Below are 17985 nucleotides of genomic sequence, written 5' to 3' on the forward strand. Positions count from 1 at the left end.
CGCCCAGTCTAGAACGCAGGTGTGCGCGTCGAGCCGGGTGTGACGCCGGTCTCACCCGGCGCCCCGAGGGCTCAGACGGACGGTTCGAACCAGGTGCCGATCTCGGCGCCGGAGAGCGCCTTGTCGACCAGATCTGCACTCGTGACGAGCACGCCGATGCCGGATGCCGCGGCGAGACGTGCGGCCGAGACCTTGGTCGCCGCTCCCCCGGTGCCGACGCTGTTCACGACGGTCGCTCCGAACTCGAGACCGCTGAGGTCGGCATCGGCCGCGACGATGTCGATCGGCTCTGCACGCGGGTCGGATGGCGGCATCGTGTACAGCGACTCGATGTCGCTGAGCAGCACCAAGGCGTCCGCGTCGATCAGCTGCGCGACGAGCGCGCCGAGCCGGTCGTTGTCGCCGAAGCGGATCTCCTGCGTGGCGACCGTGTCGTTCTCGTTCACGATCGGGAGCACGCGCAGACCGAGCAGCCGCTCCATCGCGCGTCGGGCGTTGCTGCGGGAGGTGGGGTGCTCGAGGTCACCGGTGGTGAGCAGGACCTGGCCGGCGATGATGTCGAACGGCCGCATGGCCTCCTGGTAGCGGTACACCAGGATGTTCTGGCCCACCGCCGCCGCTGCCTGCTGCGTCGCGAGATCGGTCGGACGGGCGTCCAGCCGGAGGAACGGGATGCCGCTGGCGATCGCACCGGACGACACCAGCACGACCTCGACACCGCGCGCGTGCGCCGCGGCGAGAGCCTCGACGATCACCGGGATGCGCCAGGACGAGTCTCCACTGATCGACGACGAGCCGACCTTGACGACGATGCGCGAAGCGGTCGCGAGATCAGCTCGCGACCGTGCGGTCACTCGTCCTCTCCGCGGTAGGCGTTGAGGCGCAGCTCCTCGACCTCCGCACGGGCCGCGGCCTTGGCATCCATGCGCTCGTAGTAGTTCTCACGACGCTCGGACGTGGTGCGGCGGGCGTTCGGTGCGAGACGCGGGTCGGTGCCACGCGGAGCAGTCATGAGCTCGGCAGCGGAGGTCATGGTCGGCTCCCAGTCGAAGACGATGCTCTCGCCCTCGCCGATGACGACGGTGGAACCCTGCACTGCGCCGAGACGGAAGAGCTCGTCCTCGACGCCGACCTTCTCGAGACGATCGGCGAGGTAGCCCACTGCCTCCTCGTTCTGGAAGTCGGTCTGCTGCACCCAGCGCACCGGCTTCTCGCCGAGGATGCGGTAGATGTTGCCGTACGTGCCGCCCTCAACCCGGATCGTGAACTCCTTCTTGGAGCGACGCGGGCGGATGACGACGCGCTCAGGCACCTCGACAGCGGTCTCCGCGCGGTGCTTCTCGACGAGCTCGCCGAGGGCGAAGGTCAGCGGGCGCAGTCCCTCGTGCGAGATCGTGGAGATCTCGAACACGCGGAATCCGCGGGCCTCGAGGTCGGGGCGGACGAGCTCTGCGAGGTCACGCGCCTCCGGCACGTCGATCTTGTTCAGGGCGATGAGCTGCGGACGCTCCAGGAGCGGCGTCTGCCCCTCCGGCACCTCGTAGGCGGCGAGCTCGGCGAGGATGACGTCGAGGTCGGAGATCGGGTCGCGGCCCGGCTCGAGCGTCGCGCAGTCGAGCACATGCAGCAGGGCCGAGCAGCGCTCGACATGACGGAGGAACTCCAGCCCGAGGCCACGACCTTCGCTGGCGCCCTCGACGAGTCCTGGCACGTCGGCGACGGTGTAGCGGGACTCCCCGGCCTGCACGACGCCCAGGTTCGGGTGCAGCGTCGTGAACGGGTAGTCGGCGATCTTGGGCCGGGCGGCGGAGATCGCGCCGATCAGGCTCGACTTGCCGGCGGACGGGTAGCCGACCAGTGCGACATCGGCGACGGTCTTGAGCTCGAGGACGACATCGCCCTCATAGCCGGGCGTACCGAGCAGCGCGAATCCTGGCGCCTTGCGCTTCGGCGAGGAGAGCGCGGCGTTGCCGAGACCGCCCTGACCGCCGGCGGCGACGACGAAGCGCTCACCGGGAACGATCATGTCGATCAGCACGGTGCCGTCGGGGCGCTTGACGACGGTGCCGACCGGAACCGGGAGCTCGAGGTCCTCGCCCATGAATCCCGCACGGTGGTCGCCCATGCCGGGTCCGCCGTTTCCAGCGGTGCGGTGCGGCGAGTGGTGGTACGACAGCAGCGTGCCGGTCTGGGTGTCGGCGACGAGCACGACGTCGCCGCCGTCGCCGCCGTTCCCGCCGTCGGGTCCGCCCAGCGGCTTGAACTTCTCACGGTGCACCGAGACGCAGCCGTTCCCGCCCTTGCCGGCGCGCAGATGCAGCGTCACGGTGTCGACGAAGCTGACCATGTGTCTCGATCTCCTTGGTTCCTGTACCTACTGTGGGCAGATACACGGACGGGGCGAGCCGAAGCCCGCCCCGAACCGGATGATGATGTGTCGTGCGACGATTACTCGCCGGCTGCGACGATGTTGACGACCTTGCGGCCGCCCTTCGCGCCGAACTGGACCGCACCGGCGGCCAGAGCGAACAGCGTGTCGTCGCCGCCACGGCCGACGTTGACGCCGGGGTGGAAGTGCGTGCCGCGCTGGCGGACGATGATCTCGCCGGCGAGGACCTGCTGACCGCCGAAGCGCTTCACGCCGAGGCGCTGAGCGTTGGAGTCACGACCGTTACGGGTTGAGCTTGCGCCCTTTTTATGTGCCATGTCCTAGTCCCCTCGGGCTTACTTGATGCCGGTGATCTTGACGCGCGTGAGCTCCTGACGGTGGCCCTGACGCTTCTTGTAACCGGTCTTGTTCTTGTACTTCTGGATGATGATCTTCGGGCCGCGGAGGTTGCCGATGACCTCAGCCGTGACCTTGACCTTCGCGAGCTGGTCGGCGTCGGTGGTCACAGAGGTGCCATCGACGAGCAGCACTGCTGCGAGCTCGATGTTCTCGCCCGCGGCGGCCTTGACACGATCGAGCTGAACGATCGTGCCGACCTCGACCTTCTCCTGCCGCCCACCGGCGCGCACTACTGCGTAAACCACTTCATACCTGTTTCGTTGGGGAGCACGAGCTCCGAGAATCTCACGGGAAGACTGTTGCTTGCATGCACCGCAGGGCGGCGGGTGCGAACGCAAGGCTCTCCGCTCCAACCGACGAGGAAGGGGCGGCATACGCACCAAGGGACTACTTTACCGGATGCCGGACCATGCCGCAAAGTGAGCCGCGCGGTGTGTCCGGTCATAGGCTGGCTGGATGAGCGTACTCGTCGACGATCCGCAGTGGCCGGCCCACGGACGACTCTGGGCGCACCTGGTCAGCGACGACAACCTCGACGAGCTGCACGCCTTCGCCAGAGCGCACGACGTACCCGCTCGCGCCTTCGATCGCGACCACTACGATGTGCCGGAGGAGATCATCCCCCGGCTCATCATGGGCGGCGCACAGCACGTCGGAGGCAAGGAGCTGGTCCGACGGCTGATCGCCTCAGGACTCCGCGTCCCCGCTCGCGACCGGCGCTGACGACTCGCCGTTCACGGAGACCGGCGTGCCGGTGAGCGCCGCGGTGCTCACTCGACGACGGCCACGACCCTGTCCAGGAGCCTTGGGCTCCGGGAGTGCGTCGAGGACGGAATCGAGCAGCTGCTCGGCCGGAGACTTCGGCCCCTGACGGTCGCCGCCGCGCTTCTTGCGCGGCTTCTTCGGGCGCTCGGCAGCGGGAGCCGCTTCGACCTCGGGGACCTCGACCGGGATATCGGTGGTCTCGGCGCTCGGAACACGGGTGGACGCGGCGATCTGCGCGAGCGCCGACTTGGCGCCCTCGGGGATGCTGTGGGTCACGACGGCCGCGGGCGGGGCGCTCTGGTTCTGGCCCTGGCCCTGGTTCTGGCCGTTGCCGCCGCCGCGCTGACGGCGGTTGCTCTGGCCGTTGCCGTTGCTGTTCCCGTTGCCGTTGCTGTTGCCGTTGCTGCGGTGCTTGACGACCGGGTCGTGGTGCACGATGACGCCACGGCCGGCGCAGACCTCGCAGGCCTCGCTGAAGGTCTCCAGCAGGCCGAGACCGAGCTTCTTGCGCGTCATCTGCACGAGACCGAGCGAGGTGACCTCGGCGACCTGGTGCTTCGTGCGGTCACGGCTCAGGCACTCGATCAGGCGACGGAGCACGAGATCGCGGTTCGACTCGAGCACCATGTCGATGAAGTCGACCACGATGATGCCGCCGATGTCGCGCAGGCGCAGCTGGCGGACGATCTCCTCAGCGGCTTCCAGGTTGTTCTTGGTGACGGTCTCCTCCAGGTTTCCGCCGGATCCGACGAACTTCCCGGTGTTGACGTCGACGACCGTCATGGCCTCGGTGCGGTCGATCACGAGCGAGCCGCCCGACGGCAGCCAGACCTTGCGGTCCAGCGCCTTCTCGATCTGCTCCGTGATGCGGAACGCGTCGAAGGGATCGGTCTCGTCCTCGTAGGCCTCGACCCGCTCGAGCAGGTCAGGGGCGACGCTCTCGAGGTAGGCACGGATGGTCTGCTGCGCATCCTCGCCCTGGATCAGCATCTTCGTGAAGTCCTCATTGAAGACGTCACGGACGATCTTGACGAGCAGGTCGGGCTCGGCGTGCAGCAGTGCAGGAGCCTGCTGGTTCTCGACCTGCTTCTGGATGTGCTCCCACTGGCTCGTGAGGCGCTGCACGTCGCGCGTGAGCTGATCCTCGGTCGCGCCCTCGGCTGCCGTGCGGACGATGACGCCGGAGGACTCGGGGAGCACCTCCTTGAGGATGCGCTTCAGGCGCGCCCGCTCATTGTCCGGCAGCTTGCGGCTGATGCCGTTCATGGAACCGCCGGGCACGTACACGAGGTAGCGGCCCGGAAGGGAGATCTGGCTGGTGAGGCGGGCGCCCTTGTGACCGACCGGGTCCTTCGTGACCTGGACGAGCACGCGGTCGCCCGGCTTGAGGGCGAGCTCGATGCGGCGGGGCTGGTTGCCGGTCTCGACACCGTCCCAGTCGACCTCGCCCGAGTAGAGCACGGCGTTGCGGCCGCGGCCGATGTCGACGAAGGCGGCTTCCATGCTGGGGAGCACGTTCTGCACGCGTCCGAGGTAGACGTTGCCGATCAGCGAGGCGTCCTGGTTGCGGGCGACGTAGTGCTCGACGAGCACGCCATCCTCGAGGACGCCGATCTGGGTACGGCCGTTCTTCGAGCGGACCACCATCATGCGGTCGACGGACTCGCGACGGGCGAGGAACTCGGCCTCGGTCACGACGGGACGGCGGCGTCCGGCGTCACGACCGTCACGACGACGCTGCTTCTTCGCCTCGAGGCGCGTCGATCCCTTGATCGCCTTCGGCTCGGTGATGTACTCGACCACGCGCTGACGCTGGCGCGGCTCTTCGCGCTGTTCGTCGCCGTCGGAGCCGCCACGGCGACGACGGCCACGACGAGCCGAGGTCGACTCCTCCTGCGGCTGCTCGCGCTCGGCGATGCGGTCGAAGATGCGCTCGCGCTCGGGGCGAGCGGGCAGCGGGATGACCTCCGGAGCGTAGAAGTGCAGCTGCGTCGACACCTGCGACACGAAGACCTCGGGAAGCAGACCCAGCGAGACCGCGGTCACCGGACCGGGTGCGGGCTTCTCCTCGGGCTGCTCCTGCTTCTCCTCGGGCTGCTCGGGCTTGTCTTCGGGAGCGGCGTCCGCAGCAGATTCGGCGGGAGCGGCGTCCTGGACGGGAGCATCCTCGGCCGGAGCAGCGTCCTCAGCAGGAGCCTCGACGACAGCCGCTTCCTCAGCAGGAGCCGCTTCCTCAGCAGGAGCCTCGGCGACAGCCGCTTCCTCAGCAAAAGCATCGGCCGGAGCAGCGTCCTCAGCAGGAGCATCCTCTGCAGGCGCAGCCTCGACTGCCTCGTCGCCGACCGGCTCGATTCGCTCGGGCACCGCAGGGGCGCCCTCGGCTTCGGGAGCGATGGGCTCCGTCAGCTGCTCCGCGGCGTCAGCCGGAGCGTCGTGAGTCGGAATGTTGTTGTCATTGTTCTCGTCGGCCATCTCTGGCTTGCTCCTCGTGCGGGGCACTGGGTGCTCCGCGAAATCTCATGCGACACCCGCGGGTGTCGCGAACTCATACGGTGTGCGACCGGCTCATGGCTCTGATCGCGTGGGGCATAGGACCCCGAAGTCTGCGTCACATGCGTGTCGCGGCTGGGCCGTTCATCGCATCACAGGCCATTATCGCACCTTGAGGGCCGGATCACGGCATCTCCGCCGGATCGCGTCGTTTTCTCCGGTGCGCTTTCGCCCGATCCATAGCAGTCACTGAGATACTCCACATATGAGCGAGCAGCGCACCCGCCCCGTCGTCTATGCCGTGTGGTTGATCATCGCGAGCGTCGTCGGGTGGTTCGCCGCCTTCCAGCTCACGGTCGAGAAGTTCTTCCTGCTGGAGAACCCATCCGATCCCCTCGCCTGCGACATCAGTCCGTTCATCCAGTGCAGCAAGAACCTGTCGTCGTGGCAGGGCGAGGTGTTCGGCTTCCCGAACCCGCTGCTCGGCCTCACCGGGTGGATGGCTCCCCTGGTCGTCGGCGTCGCGATCCTGGCCGGGGCGCGCTTCCCCCGCTGGTTCTGGGCTGCGTTCGGTGTCGGCATCACGTTCGCGTTCGGACTCGTGTGCTGGCTGATCGGCCAGAGCCTCTACGACCTCTTCGTCCTGTGCCCGTGGTGCATGGTCACCTGGGCGGTCACGATCCCGACCTTCTTCGCAACGATGCTGCACCTCACCCGCAACGGGACGTTCACGCGGAACGAGAAGGTACAGGCCCGTGCCGAGAAGCTCATCGTGTGGGTGCCGCTGGCCACGATCGTGTCGTATGCGGTCATCATCCTGCTCGCCCAGCTGCAGGGCCTCGACTTCCTCGGCGAGATGGCGAAGATCATCTTCTGATAGGCAGTCCAGACGACGAAGCCCGCCTGTGATCGGATCACAGGCGGGCTTCGTCGTCGGTGCGGCGCTCAGTCGAACCAGATGCCCAGTTCGCGGGCGGCCGACTCGGGGCTGTCCGAGCCGTGCACGAGGTTCTGCTGCACCTTGAGGCCCCAGTCGCGGCCGAAGTCGCCACGGATCGTGCCTGGTGCGGCGGTGGTCGGATCGGTGGTGCCGGCGAGCGAGCGGAAGCCCTCGATCACGCGATTGCCCGCGAGACGGATCGCGACCGACGGGCCGGAGAGCATGAACTCGAGCAGCGGCTCGTAGAACGGCTTTCCCTCGTGCTCCGCGTAGTGCTCGGCGAGCACATCGCGGTCGGGCTCCACCAGGCGGATGTCGACGAGCGCGTAGCCCTTCGCCTCGATGCGGGCGAGGATCGCGCCGGTGAGTCCGCGGGCGACGCCGTCGGGCTTGACGAGGACGAGTGTTTCTTCGGTGGCCATGTCATTCACTCTCTGTGTCTGAGATCTGCGTGGTCTGAGTCTCGGTCGTTGGCGCGGCAGGACGTCGTGCGTCCAATCGGGCCCCCATGATCGTCGCATATCCCCACATGCCGCCGAAAATCAGGACGACGAGGAGGATCGCGGGGACGAGGAAGGCCGAGAGGGCGATGATCACCTGGATCACCCAGCCGGCGGTGATCGCCCACGGCTTCGTGATCATGCCGGCGAGGGCGATGCAGGCGAGGGCGACGACGGCGCCGCCGACGATCCCCCACCACTGCGGGATGCCGGCAGGAAGCGTCTTCAACCCGAAGACCGTGAGGCCGGCGAGGAACACCACGATCGCCTCGAAGCCGAGCACGATCGGTGCGAGCTTCTGCACCAGCGTGCGCTGCGGCCTCGGAGCACGGGCCGGAGCGGCATCCGCACTCATGCGCGCCACCCCGACTTCCAGTCCTCTTCCTCGGACTGCGCGATGGCCTCACCCGCGAGCACCACGGAACCGGCGATCACGACGGCCCGCCGATCGGACGATGACGCCCATTCGCGCGCGGCATCCGCGGCCTCGGCCAGGGTGTGGTGCACGGTCGCGCGGCGTCCGGTCTGCTCCACGAGGTCGGCGATCGCATCCGCATCGCTCGCCCGCTCCGAGTCGGGCGCGGTCGCGAACACATGGGCGACGGCCGGTGCGAGCTGCGCGACGATGCCGGCGGCGTCCTTGTCGGCGAGCACGCCGAGGACCAGCCCCCACTCGTCGAAGTCGAAGCTGTCGCCGAGGGCCTGGGCGAGCGCCGTGGCACCGTGGGGGTTGTGTGCGGCATCGACGACGACGGTCGGCGCGATGCCGATCAGCTGCAGGCGCCCCGGCGAGGTCGTCGCCTGGAGCCCGTCGGAGATGATGTCTGCCGCGATCTTCTGCGTCGCCCCGCCGATGAGCGACTCGACCGCTGCCACGGCGAGGGCGGCGTTGTGCCCCTGGTGCGCCCCGTAGAGCGGCAGGTACTCCTCGACGTACTCCCCCGCCAGTCCGCGGATCGAGAGCAGCTGTCCGCCGACCGCGAGCTTCTGGTCGGTGAGCCCGAACTCGTCGCCCTCGAATGCGATCGTCGCGTTGCGCTCTGCGGCGACGCGGCGCAGGACCTCGGCGGCCTCCGGTGGCTGCTGCGCCGAGACGACGGCAGCGCCCTCCTTGATGATGCCGGCCTTGACCTTCGCGATCTCGGCGATCGTGCCGCCGAGTCGGTCGGCGTGGTCGATGTCGATCGGCGCGAAGACCGCGACGTCACCATCGGCGGTGTTCGTGGAGTCCCACTCGCCGCCCATGCCGACCTCGAGCACCAGCACGTCGACCGGGGCATCCGCCACCGCGACGAACGCGAGCACCGTCAGCAGCTCGAAGAACGTCAGCGGCTCCTCGCCTGCGGCCTCGAGCTCCGCGTCGACGATGCCGACGAAGGGCTCGATCTCGTCCCAGGCCTCTGCGACGGCCTCGTCGGCGATCGGCTCGCCGTCGATCATGATGCGCTCGGTGAAGCGTTCCAGGTGCGGGCTCGTGAACAGCCCGGTGCGCAGATCGTGCGCGCGCAGCAGGCTCTCGATCATGCGGGCTGTCGACGTCTTGCCGTTCGTGCCCGTGATGTGCACGACGCGGTAGGTGCGCTGCGGATCGTCCAGGAACTCGAGGATGCGCGCGGTGCGCTCCTTGCGAGGCTGCACCCATCGCTCGCCTGCGCGACTCAGCAGAGTCTCGTAGACGGCATCCGCCCGGTCCTTGGCGCTCATTCGGATGCTCCGATCCTCGAGACGGCGATCGTGAAGTCGCCGCGGTTGGCGTAGGTGTCGGCAGGGATCGTGGCGGTGAACTCCGCGTCGAGCAGTACGTCGCCCGAGCGATGCAGACCGTGCTCAGTCGCCAGGGTCTCTCCCGCGATGTTCGCCTCGTCGAAGGCCGACCCGACGGCATCCGCATCCTCGGCGCTCGCGAAGACCAGATCCAGGCGGATGCGGTCGCTCACATCGAAGTCCGCGTTCTTCCGGGTCTCCTGCACTGCTCGGATGACGTCGCGCGCGAGTCCTTCGGCCTCCAGCTCCGGGGTCATGCTGGTGTCGAGGAGCACGAATCCACCGGACGGCACGATGGCCAGCGCCTCCCCCTCCGGACGCCCGGTGGTCTCCAGCGCGAGGTCGTACTCGGCGGGCTCCAGCGCGATGCCGCCTGCGGTCACGACGCCATCGGTCTCGGACCAGTCCCCCGCCTTCGCGGCCTTGATCACCGTCTGCACGTTCTTCCCGAGACGGGGACCCGCTGCTCGCGCGTTGACGCTCAGGCGGTGCGTGATGCCGTACGCAGCGGCGGTCGAGTCCTGCTGCGCGACGAGCTCGACCGTCTTGACGTTGAGCTCCTCACGGAGGATGTCCTCGAACTGTCCGAGCGACGCGGCGAGCGGCGACACGACCGTGAGGCGCGCGAGCGGCAGCCGCACGCGCAGCTTCTCCTTCTTGCGCAGCGCGTTGCCGACGCTCGACAGCTCGCGGACGGCATCCATCGCATCGCGGATCTCGTCGGCGGCCGGGAACTGCGTGGCATCCGGCCAGTCGGTCAGGTGCACGCTGCGCCCGCCGGTGAGCCCCTGCCACACGCGCTCGCTGATCAGCGGCACGAGCGGCGCTGCGACGCGGGTGAGCGTCTCGAGCACCGTGTACAGCGTGTCGAATGCTTCGCGGCTCTTGGGATCGTCGGTCACGCCGACCCAGAAGCGGTCGCGCGAACGGCGGATGTACCAGTTCGTGAGCACCTCGGCGAAGTCGCGCAGACGAGCGGATGCCGTGGTCGAGTCCAGTCCTTCCAGGTCGGCGCGCACCTCGCTGACGAGATCACCGAGCCTCGCGAGGATGTAGCGGTCGAGCACGTCAGTGGAATCCGTGCGCCACTCGGCCTCGTACCCGACATTCTGGGTCGCTGAGCCTGTCGAAGCGTTGGCGTAGGTCGCGAAGAAGTACCACGAGTTCCACAGCGGCAACAGGAACTCGCGCACACCGGAGCGGATGCCCTCCTCGGTCACCGCGAGGTTGCCACCGCGCAGCACCGAGCTCGACATCAGGAACCAGCGCATCGCGTCGGAGCCGTCGCGGTCGAGCACCTCCGACACGTCGGGGTAGTTGCGCAGCGACTTCGACATCTTGTAACCGTCGCTGCCCAGCACGATGCCGTGGCAGCTCACTCCGGTGAACGCCGGGCGGTCGAACAGCGCGGTCGACAGCACGTGCATGACGTAGAACCAGCCGCGGGTCTGTCCGATGTACTCGACGATGAAGTCGGCCGGCGAGTGCGAGTCGAACCACTCCTGGTTCTCGAACGGATAGTGCACCTGCGCGTACGGCATCGAACCGGAGTCGAACCACACGTCGAAGACGTCCTCGATGCGGCGCATCGTGCTCTTGCCGGTGGGGTCGTCGGGGTTCGGGCGCGTGAGGTCGTCGATGTACGGACGGTGCAGGTCGATCTCGCCCTCGGGGTTGCGCGGCAGCGTGCCGAAGTCGCGCTCGAGGTCCTCCAGCGAGCCGTAGGCGTCGACGCGAGGGTATTCCGGGTCGTCGCTCTTCCAGATCGGGATCGGCGATCCCCAGTAGCGGTTGCGGCTGATCGACCAGTCGCGCGCGCCCTCGAGCCACTTGCCGAACTGGCCGTGCTTCACGTTCTCCGGCACCCAGGTGATCTGCTCGTTGTTCGCGAGCATGTCGTCCTTGATGTCCGTGACGCGGATGAACCAGCTCGACACGGCCTTGTAGATCAGGGGGTTCCGGCAGCGCCAGCAGTGCGGGTACGAGTGCTCGTAGCTCTGCAGGCGGATCAGGCGGCCGTTGTCGCGGATCAGGCGCACGAGGGGCGTGTTCGCATCCATCCACAGCTCGCCCGCCACGTCGGTGACGTTCGGGAGGAAGCGTCCGCCGTCGTCGAGCGACAGGATCGTGGGGATGCCGGCGGCCCCGGCGACCCGCTGGTCGTCCTCACCGTAGGCCGGAGCCTGGTGGACGATGCCGGTGCCGTCGCTCACCGTGACGTAGTCGTCGACGAGGATGCGCCAGGCGTTCTCGGTGCCGTAGGTCTCGGCATCCGCGTAGTAGTCGAACAGGCGGTCGTAGATGACGTCCTGCAGCTCAGCGCCGCGGATGGTCGCATCCACTGCGGCGAGCGCGTCCGCCGCGCTCTCGTAGCCGAGGTCCTTGGCATAGCCGCCGAGGAGTTCACGGGCGAGCAGGTATCGATGAGCGGATGCCTCGACCGCGGCATCCGTCGTCCCTGCCGCCTGGTGCACGTCTGCTGCACCGGCGGGACCGGCCGGCACCACGACGTACTCGATGTCGGGTCCGACGGCGAGCGCGAGGTTGGTCGGCAGGGTCCAGGGCGTGGTCGTCCAGGCGAGCGCGCGCACACCGGTGAGTCCGAGGGACTCGGCCTTCGCACCCGTGAGCGGGAAGGTGGCCGTGACGGACGGGTCCTGACGCATCTGGTACACGTCGTCGTCCATGCGCAGCTCGTGCGCGGACAACGGGGTCTCGTCGCGCCAGCAGTACGGCAGCACGCGGTAGCCCTCGTAGGCGAGGCCCTTGTCGTACAGGGTCTTGAAGGCCCAGAGCACGCTCTCCATGTATCCGAGATCGAGCGTCTTGTAGCCGCGCTCGAAGTCGACCCAGCGCGCCTGGCGGGTGACGTAGTCCTGCCACTCGTGCGTGTACGCGAGCACCGAGCTCTTCGCCTTCTCGTTGAAGACATCGATGCCCATGGTCTCGATCTCGGCCTTCTCGGTGATGCCGAGCTGCTTCATGGCCTCGAGCTCTGCGGGCAGTCCGTGCGTGTCCCAGCCGAACACGCGGTCGACCTTGTGACCGGTCATCGTCTGGAAGCGCGGGAACACGTCCTTGGCGTACCCGGTGAGCAGGTGGCCGTAGTGCGGCAGGCCGTTGGCGAACGGCGGGCCGTCGTAGAACACCCACTCGGGCGAGCCCTCTCGCTGCTCGATCGAGGCACGGAACGTGTCATCGGTCTTCCAGAACTCGAGCACCTCCTCCTCGATCTGCGGGAAGCGAGGGCTGGGCGCGACGGAGTCGGCGGCGGGGCCGAAGGAGGAGGTCCCTGAGCTTGCGGAAGTGCGGGGGTAGGTCATCGTGTCTCGCAGTGATCGTCGTGGCGGATGCTCCTGCGAGGACGACCCTCGCGGACCGCGGTACCACCTCGCGTGCGTTCCCTTCCCTCTCGGGTCGGTCACACCACTCTCACTGCGGCTGTGACGGGCCTGCCCCGCTCGGTTCTACTGGGCCGCCCCTCCTGCGAGAGACCGGCTGTTCTTCCGAGAGCTCCCCGGTGATGCCGGATCGATGCTCGTGCGTCCCATTGTACGCGCGTGTCGGCTGCCCTCGCCTCCTGTGGCGCGAGTCTCGGCCTTGTGCGCTTGCCGCGGCCTGAATCCGAGAGTACGGCCGAGGGAAGCGCACAAGGCCGAGCAAGCAGCACGGCTCACCGCGCGAGGTGCAGCCCCTGCGCCACCGCACGCATGATCACGTCCTGCACCATCGGCCAGTCGAACATTACCTGCGTGTACGACAACCGGATCACGTGATACCCCATGAGCGTGAGCGCGGCGTCGTGCCTGATGTCCTCTGTGCGTTGCGGCCCGACGTGATGCGAACCATCGATCTGGAGGACGAGTCGACCACCCACCAGTGTGTCGACCCGGTGTCCAGCGATCCAGATCTGCACTCGGATCGGCAACCGCAGCCAGCGAAGACGCTCGCGCAGGTAGGTCTCCAGCCCGGCATCCGCGAACGGCATCGCTCGCTCCATGATGCGACGCGCAGCCGGCTTCCATGCGAATCCCCGCAGCGCGTCGATCGTCACCAGCGATGTGTTCAACGCCGATTCCCATGTCGCCAGTGCGTGTTCGAACGGCTCGCATTCGGCGATGTACGCGAGAACATTCTCGATCGGATCGACCAGGGAGTCAGGATGGCGCGGCACGACCGGGCTCCCCCAGTGGATCTTCCCCGCGATCCGACGCCCACTCGCGGCGTTCGGGAGCACCGCGACATGCGGCGACCTGCTCGACTCATGCAGCCACAGCCCGAGGCGCGCAGCCTGCGTACGACACGTAAGCACGACCCCGTGGCGAGCAGCGCGGACGACCGCCGCATCCGCTGTCTTCAACGCCAGCCAGCCGCGGCGAGGTCGCGTGAGCATCCCGCTCGCGACCGCAGCATCCACCGTTCTGCGTCCGAACCCGCGCTCGACGACTCGCGCCACGCGCGCGACACCGCCGAGCTGCATGATCAACGTGGCAAGGTCATCGATACTCCGCGGCATCGAGTCAGTCTCGACGAGCCACCCCCCGTCGAGAACATGCCTGCCACGGTCTGGGAACACACTTCGCGACAGCAGGCACGTGCAGGACGAGTGCGGCCTCGTCTGCCTCTGGAACCAGCCTCGGCCTTGTGCGCTTCCCTCGGCCCAAGTTCCGGAATCTGGCCGAGAAAGCCGCACTTGGCCGAGCCAACCGCCCCGCGAGTACCCGCAGACCTCCGAGAACCCGCGGGCTGCACGCGGCCGCAGGCACCCATGTCCGCCCCACCCCATACCCTCGAACCATGGCCCGCACTCCCGAATCCCCCGCCGCACCGCGCGTCTCGCCGCCTGACCTGCCCGAGGAGTTCACACCGGGCAGTCCTGCGCGCAACGCCGACCTGATCGCGGCGAGCCTCGAGCTCTCCGGCACCGTCGACCTCGCGTACGCCTCGCTCGAGCAGTGCACCGTCACGGCCGATGCCGACGAGGTCGACCTCACCGGCGCGACGATCCTCGACGTCGAGATGTCGCACCTCCGCATCGCATCGCTCCGGCTGCGCGACGCGGGCATCCGTCGGCTGCGGATCACCGGCGGGCGCATCGGCACGCTCGACCTGAGCACGGCCCGCATCTCCGAGCTCGAGCTCCGTGACGTGCGCGTCGACTACCTCAACCTCGGCGCCGCCCGAGCCGCCGACGTCGAGGTCTCGGACTGCCGCATCCGCACGCTCGACACCCCGCAGGCCGAGCTGACGCGTGTGCGCTTCACCCGGTCGACCTGCGACGAGGTGGATCCTCGAGGGATGCGGGCGACCGATGTCGACCTCCGCGGCCTCGATGCGCTCTCGTTCCTCGACGCGAACAGCCTCCGCGGCACGACGCTCACCGGCTTCCAGGTGCAGCAGCTCGCCCCGGTGATCGCTGCGGGGCTCGGCATTCAGATCAAGGAATGAGGCAGATCACCGAATGAGGCAGATCACGGAATGAGTTCGGCGCCGCTCGCGGCCAGCAGTTCCCGGGTGAACGGATGCCGCGGCGCGGCGAACACCTCGGCGATCGTGCCCTGCTCCACGACGATGCCGTCCTGCATCACGAGCACCTCATCGGCCACTGCTCGGACCACGTCGAGGTCGTGCGACACGAAGACCATCGTCAACCGACGCTCGCGCTGCAGCCGCAACAGGAGCCGCAGCACGCGTTCACGCACCGAGGGATCGAGCGCGGAGACCGGCTCATCGAGCACGAGCAGTTCGGGATCAGCCGCGAGCGCCCTGGCGACCGCGGCGCGCTGACGCTGACCCCCGGAGAGCTCTGCCGGTCGGCGTGCGGCGAAGCCGGCATCGAGATCGACCTCCGCGAGCAGCTCGGCCACACGCTGGGCTCGAGCGGTGCGGGGCACGCCACCCGCGGCGAGCGCCTCCCGCAGCGAGCGGCCGATGGTCCACCGGGGGTCGAACGCACCGAGCGGATTCTGGTGCACGAGCTGTACCCGCCCGCCGCCGCGGAGCTCCCCGCCGTCCGGCCGCTCCACCCCGACGATCATCCGGGCGAGCGTGGTCTTTCCCGAGCCCGACTCCCCCACGATCCCGAGCGTTCGGCCGCGGCTGACCTCGAACGACGCATCGACCACGGCCGGCACCCCGGAGAACGCCTTCGACACTCCCGTCACCCGCAGCACCGGTTCGCGCGCGTCGAGCACCGCCGCACGCGGCTCGTGGATCGTCGCAGCGATGAGCTCGCGCGTGTACGGATGCTCCGGCGATTCCAGCACCTGCGCGACCGGTCCCGATTCGAGCACGATGCCGTCGCGCATCACGAGCACCCGGTCGGCGAGTCGACGCACCGCGGCGAAGTCGTGGCTGATGAACACGACGGCGGTCCCGGCATCCGCGATCTCCCGCAGCAGGTCGAGGATGCGGGCCTGCACGGTTGCATCGAGGGCCGTGGTCGGTTCGTCGGCGACCAGCACGGCGGGCGCCGCGGCGAGCGCTGAGGCGATCAAGGCGCGCTGCCGCAGTCCGCCGGACAGCTCGTGCGGGTACTGCGTGGCACGTCGCTCGGGCTCCGGCATCCACACCCGGCGCAGCAGTGCCTGCACGCTCTCCCTGATGTTCCCATCCAGAACATCCGGATGCAGCCGCAGCGGCTCGGCCACCTCGCTGCCGATCCGCTGCAGGGGGTCGAGCGCGACGAGCGCGTCCTGTGACACGAGTGCGATCCGCGCACCTCGCACCCGTCGCCATGCCGTCTCGCTCAGCCCTCGGGCATCGGTGCCGTCGATGACCAGGCGTTCGGCTGCGACAGCGGCAGACTCTGGCGTGAGCCCGAGGAGAGCGCGGGCCGTGAGCGACTTGCCGGCTCCGGACTCTCCCACGATCGCGACGCACTCCCCCTTCGCCACGGTCAGCGTCACACCATCCACCACCGCGGCTTCCCCGAACCGCACCTGCAGTCCTTGCACGTCGAGCACGATCTCCTGGTTCATCACTCCCGGCCTTCCGCTCTGGCCCGCAGCAGTCGCCCGACGATCGTCGCCGCGATGACCGTGAGCGTGATGGCCGCCCCGGGGAACACCGAGATCCACCACGCCTGGCCGAGCACGTTGCGCCCGCCCGCCAGCATGAGTCCCCACTCCGGTGTCGGCTCGGTCGCGCCGAGCCCGAGGAAGCTGAGCCCGGCTGCCGCGAGGATGGCTGAACCGATGCCGATCGTGGCGAGCACGCTGAGCGACCCGAGCACGCCGGGGAGCACGTGTCGCGTGAACGCCGGGAATGCCGGCACGCCGAGGATCCGCGCGGCTTCGACGTGCTCGGCCACCCGGAGCGTGCGGGTCTGCACCCTGGCGAGACGCACGTACACCGGGATGGCCGCGAGCGTCACGGCGAGGGCGACGTTGATCGGTCCCGGTCCGAGGATCGCGATCACCACGAGTGCGACCAGGAATTCCGGGAAGGCCATCAGCACGTCGTTGACCCGCATCAGGGCGACATCGACGCCACGGGGCGCGCTGCCTGCGAGGGCACCGACCGCGAGGCCGACCACCACGGCGATCGCGGTCGCGAGCAGACCGACCCCGACCGACCGCGCCGCGCCGAACACGACCCGCGAGTACACGTCGCGGCCGCTCTGGTCCGTGCCGAACAGGTGCGCACCGCTCGGCGGGAGCAGCGCACCGCGCACGTCGGTCTGCAGCGGGTCATGCGTGGCCAGCACTCCGGGAGCAGCCGCAGCGAAGGCGATCACCACGAGCACGACGACGGCAGCCCACAGGAGGATGCGCTGCGCGCGCCTCATCGCCGCACCGCCGATACCGGGGCGGCCCGACGCAGACGCGGGTCGATGAGCGGATGCACCAGCTCGACGAGCACGTTGACGATCACGAACACGAGCGCGCTGAGCAGGATGATCCCGGAGATGACCGGGAGGTCACGGTCGCTGATCGCAGCGAGCGTCACGCGACCGAGACCGGGGCGCGCGAACACCGTCTCCACGAGCACCGCACCGCCGAGCACCGAACCGGTCAGATACGCCGTGAGGGTGATGGCTCCGGATGCTCCGTGGCGCAGGCCATGACGCAGAGTGAACCATCCGCGCCCGGCGCCGCGCGCACGGACGGTCTCGGCGAACGGCATCCGCTCGGCCTGGACGAGCCCGTCGCGCAGCACCTGCCCGAGCAGGGCGGCGACCGGAAGCGCGAGCGTCACGGCCGGCAGGACGAGCGTGGCCGGATTGCGTGCGCCGGACACGGGGAACCACCCGAGCCCGAAGGCGAAGACGCTCAGCAGCACGAGACCGATCCAGAACACGGGAGACGAGAGCACCACGAGCTCCACACCGGTGGCGACCGCTCGAGCCACGTGACCGCGCGCCAGCAGCGCGACCACGAGCGCGACGACCGCGGCGATGCCGAGCGCGAGGGCGGAGAGCTGCAGCGTCGCGCCGATCTGGCGGCCGATCACCTCGGTCACCGGGAGGCGCAGCTGGTACGACTCGCCGAGGTCCCCCCGCGCGAGCTGACCGATGTACGTCAGGTACTGCTCGAGCGGCGGCCGGTCGAGACCGAGCTCGGCACGGATGCCGTCCTTCACCGCCTCGCTGACCTGGGCCTGCGGCCCGAGCATCACCGACACCGGGTCGCCGGGGATGACGCGGAATGCGAGGAACGCGACCGTCGCCGCTCCCCAGAGCACGACGAGCACGGTGACGATCAGCTCGGCGATCCGCAGGAGCACAGTCTTCACCG

The 17985-nt window shown here is 68.7% G+C and carries 16 protein-coding genes; 3 read left to right on the top strand and 13 right to left on the bottom strand.

The window, feature by feature from the left end; all coding sequences use genetic code 11:
• Nucleotides 1–71 precede the first annotated feature (71 nt).
• From proB to rplU, 4 genes are all read right to left on the bottom strand, one after another.
• Nucleotides 72–854, bottom strand: a complete 783-nt coding sequence (proB, locus tag V7Z82_RS12870) for a glutamate 5-kinase (protein ID WP_334151951.1) — start codon at nucleotides 852–854, stop codon at nucleotides 72–74.
• Nucleotides 851–2347: a GTPase ObgE gene (gene obgE / locus V7Z82_RS12875; protein WP_334151952.1), complete on the bottom strand. Its 1497-nt coding sequence runs from the start codon at nucleotides 2345–2347 to the stop codon at nucleotides 851–853. The genes proB and obgE overlap by 4 nt, the downstream gene beginning before the upstream one ends.
• 101 nt (nucleotides 2348–2448) lie before the next feature.
• Nucleotides 2449–2706 carry a 50S ribosomal protein L27 gene (gene rpmA, locus V7Z82_RS12880; protein ID WP_045280029.1) on the bottom strand — a complete coding sequence of 86 codons (258 nt, stop codon included), beginning with the start codon at nucleotides 2704–2706 and terminating at the stop codon, nucleotides 2449–2451.
• Between the two features lie 18 nt (nucleotides 2707–2724).
• Nucleotides 2725–3033: a 50S ribosomal protein L21 gene (gene rplU, locus V7Z82_RS12885; protein ID WP_197072134.1), complete on the bottom strand. Its 309-nt coding sequence runs from the start codon at nucleotides 3031–3033 to the stop codon at nucleotides 2725–2727.
• A gap of 211 nt (nucleotides 3034–3244) precedes the next feature.
• Here rplU and V7Z82_RS12890 point away from each other — a divergent pair, with 211 nt between their 5' ends.
• Nucleotides 3245–3511, top strand: coding sequence for a DUF4031 domain-containing protein (locus V7Z82_RS12890; protein ID WP_334151953.1), 267 nt, complete (start codon nucleotides 3245–3247; stop codon nucleotides 3509–3511).
• Here the strand turns inward: V7Z82_RS12890 and V7Z82_RS12895 are convergent.
• The gene (locus tag V7Z82_RS12895) at nucleotides 3476–6025 is read right to left on the bottom strand and encodes an Rne/Rng family ribonuclease (protein WP_334151954.1); all 2550 of its coding nucleotides are present in this window, start codon (nucleotides 6023–6025) and stop codon (nucleotides 3476–3478) included. The two genes, V7Z82_RS12890 and V7Z82_RS12895, sit on opposite strands and share 36 nt — an antisense overlap.
• Nucleotides 6026–6308: 283 nt before the next feature.
• Here V7Z82_RS12895 and V7Z82_RS12900 point away from each other — a divergent pair, with 283 nt between their 5' ends.
• Complete coding sequence (locus tag V7Z82_RS12900; protein ID WP_334151955.1) at nucleotides 6309–6920, top strand: vitamin K epoxide reductase family protein; 612 nt, start codon at nucleotides 6309–6311, stop codon at nucleotides 6918–6920.
• Nucleotides 6921–6988: 68 nt separating this feature from the next.
• On the opposite strand, the gene ndk is transcribed toward V7Z82_RS12900, so the two are convergent.
• From ndk to V7Z82_RS12925, 5 genes are all read right to left on the bottom strand, one after another.
• Entirely contained in the window at nucleotides 6989–7405 is a 417-nt protein-coding gene (ndk, locus tag V7Z82_RS12905; protein ID WP_105672032.1) for a nucleoside-diphosphate kinase, read from the bottom strand.
• Nucleotide 7406: 1 nt separating this feature from the next.
• The gene (locus V7Z82_RS12910) at nucleotides 7407–7838 is read right to left on the bottom strand and encodes a DUF4233 domain-containing protein (protein WP_334151956.1); all 432 of its coding nucleotides are present in this window, start codon (nucleotides 7836–7838) and stop codon (nucleotides 7407–7409) included.
• Nucleotides 7835–9187 carry a bifunctional folylpolyglutamate synthase/dihydrofolate synthase gene (locus V7Z82_RS12915; protein ID WP_334151957.1) on the bottom strand — a complete coding sequence of 451 codons (1353 nt, stop codon included), beginning with the start codon at nucleotides 9185–9187 and terminating at the stop codon, nucleotides 7835–7837. Before V7Z82_RS12915 ends, V7Z82_RS12910 begins: the two co-directional genes overlap by 4 nt.
• Entirely contained in the window at nucleotides 9184–12570 is a 3387-nt protein-coding gene (gene ileS, locus V7Z82_RS12920; protein ID WP_334151958.1) for an isoleucine--tRNA ligase, read from the bottom strand. The genes V7Z82_RS12915 and ileS overlap by 4 nt, the downstream gene beginning before the upstream one ends.
• Before the next feature lie 350 nt (nucleotides 12571–12920).
• Nucleotides 12921–13763 (bottom strand): endonuclease domain-containing protein, encoded by an 843-nt coding sequence (locus V7Z82_RS12925; RefSeq protein WP_334151959.1) that lies wholly within the window; start codon nucleotides 13761–13763, stop codon nucleotides 12921–12923.
• A gap of 281 nt (nucleotides 13764–14044) precedes the next feature.
• Between V7Z82_RS12925 and V7Z82_RS12930 the strand changes: the two genes are divergently transcribed.
• Complete coding sequence (locus tag V7Z82_RS12930) at nucleotides 14045–14695, top strand: pentapeptide repeat-containing protein (RefSeq protein WP_334151960.1); 651 nt, start codon at nucleotides 14045–14047, stop codon at nucleotides 14693–14695.
• Between the two features lie 23 nt (nucleotides 14696–14718).
• Here the strand turns inward: V7Z82_RS12930 and V7Z82_RS12935 are convergent, their stop codons facing one another.
• The 3 genes from V7Z82_RS12935 to V7Z82_RS12945 are packed head-to-tail and all read right to left on the bottom strand — an operon-like array spanning nucleotide 14719 to nucleotide 17983.
• Nucleotides 14719–16227, bottom strand: a complete 1509-nt coding sequence (locus V7Z82_RS12935; protein ID WP_334151961.1) for an ABC transporter ATP-binding protein — start codon at nucleotides 16225–16227, stop codon at nucleotides 14719–14721.
• Complete coding sequence (locus V7Z82_RS12940) at nucleotides 16227–17036, bottom strand: ABC transporter permease (protein ID WP_334151962.1); 810 nt, start codon at nucleotides 17034–17036, stop codon at nucleotides 16227–16229. The genes V7Z82_RS12935 and V7Z82_RS12940 overlap by 1 nt, the downstream gene beginning before the upstream one ends.
• Nucleotides 17033–17983 (bottom strand): ABC transporter permease, encoded by a 951-nt coding sequence (locus V7Z82_RS12945; protein ID WP_334151963.1) that lies wholly within the window; start codon nucleotides 17981–17983, stop codon nucleotides 17033–17035. The genes V7Z82_RS12940 and V7Z82_RS12945 overlap by 4 nt, the downstream gene beginning before the upstream one ends.
• Nucleotides 17984–17985: the final 2 nt, after the last annotated feature.

This window comes from Microbacterium sp., from assembly GCF_036823965.1.
GTDB lineage: Bacteria > Actinomycetota > Actinomycetes > Actinomycetales > Microbacteriaceae > Microbacterium.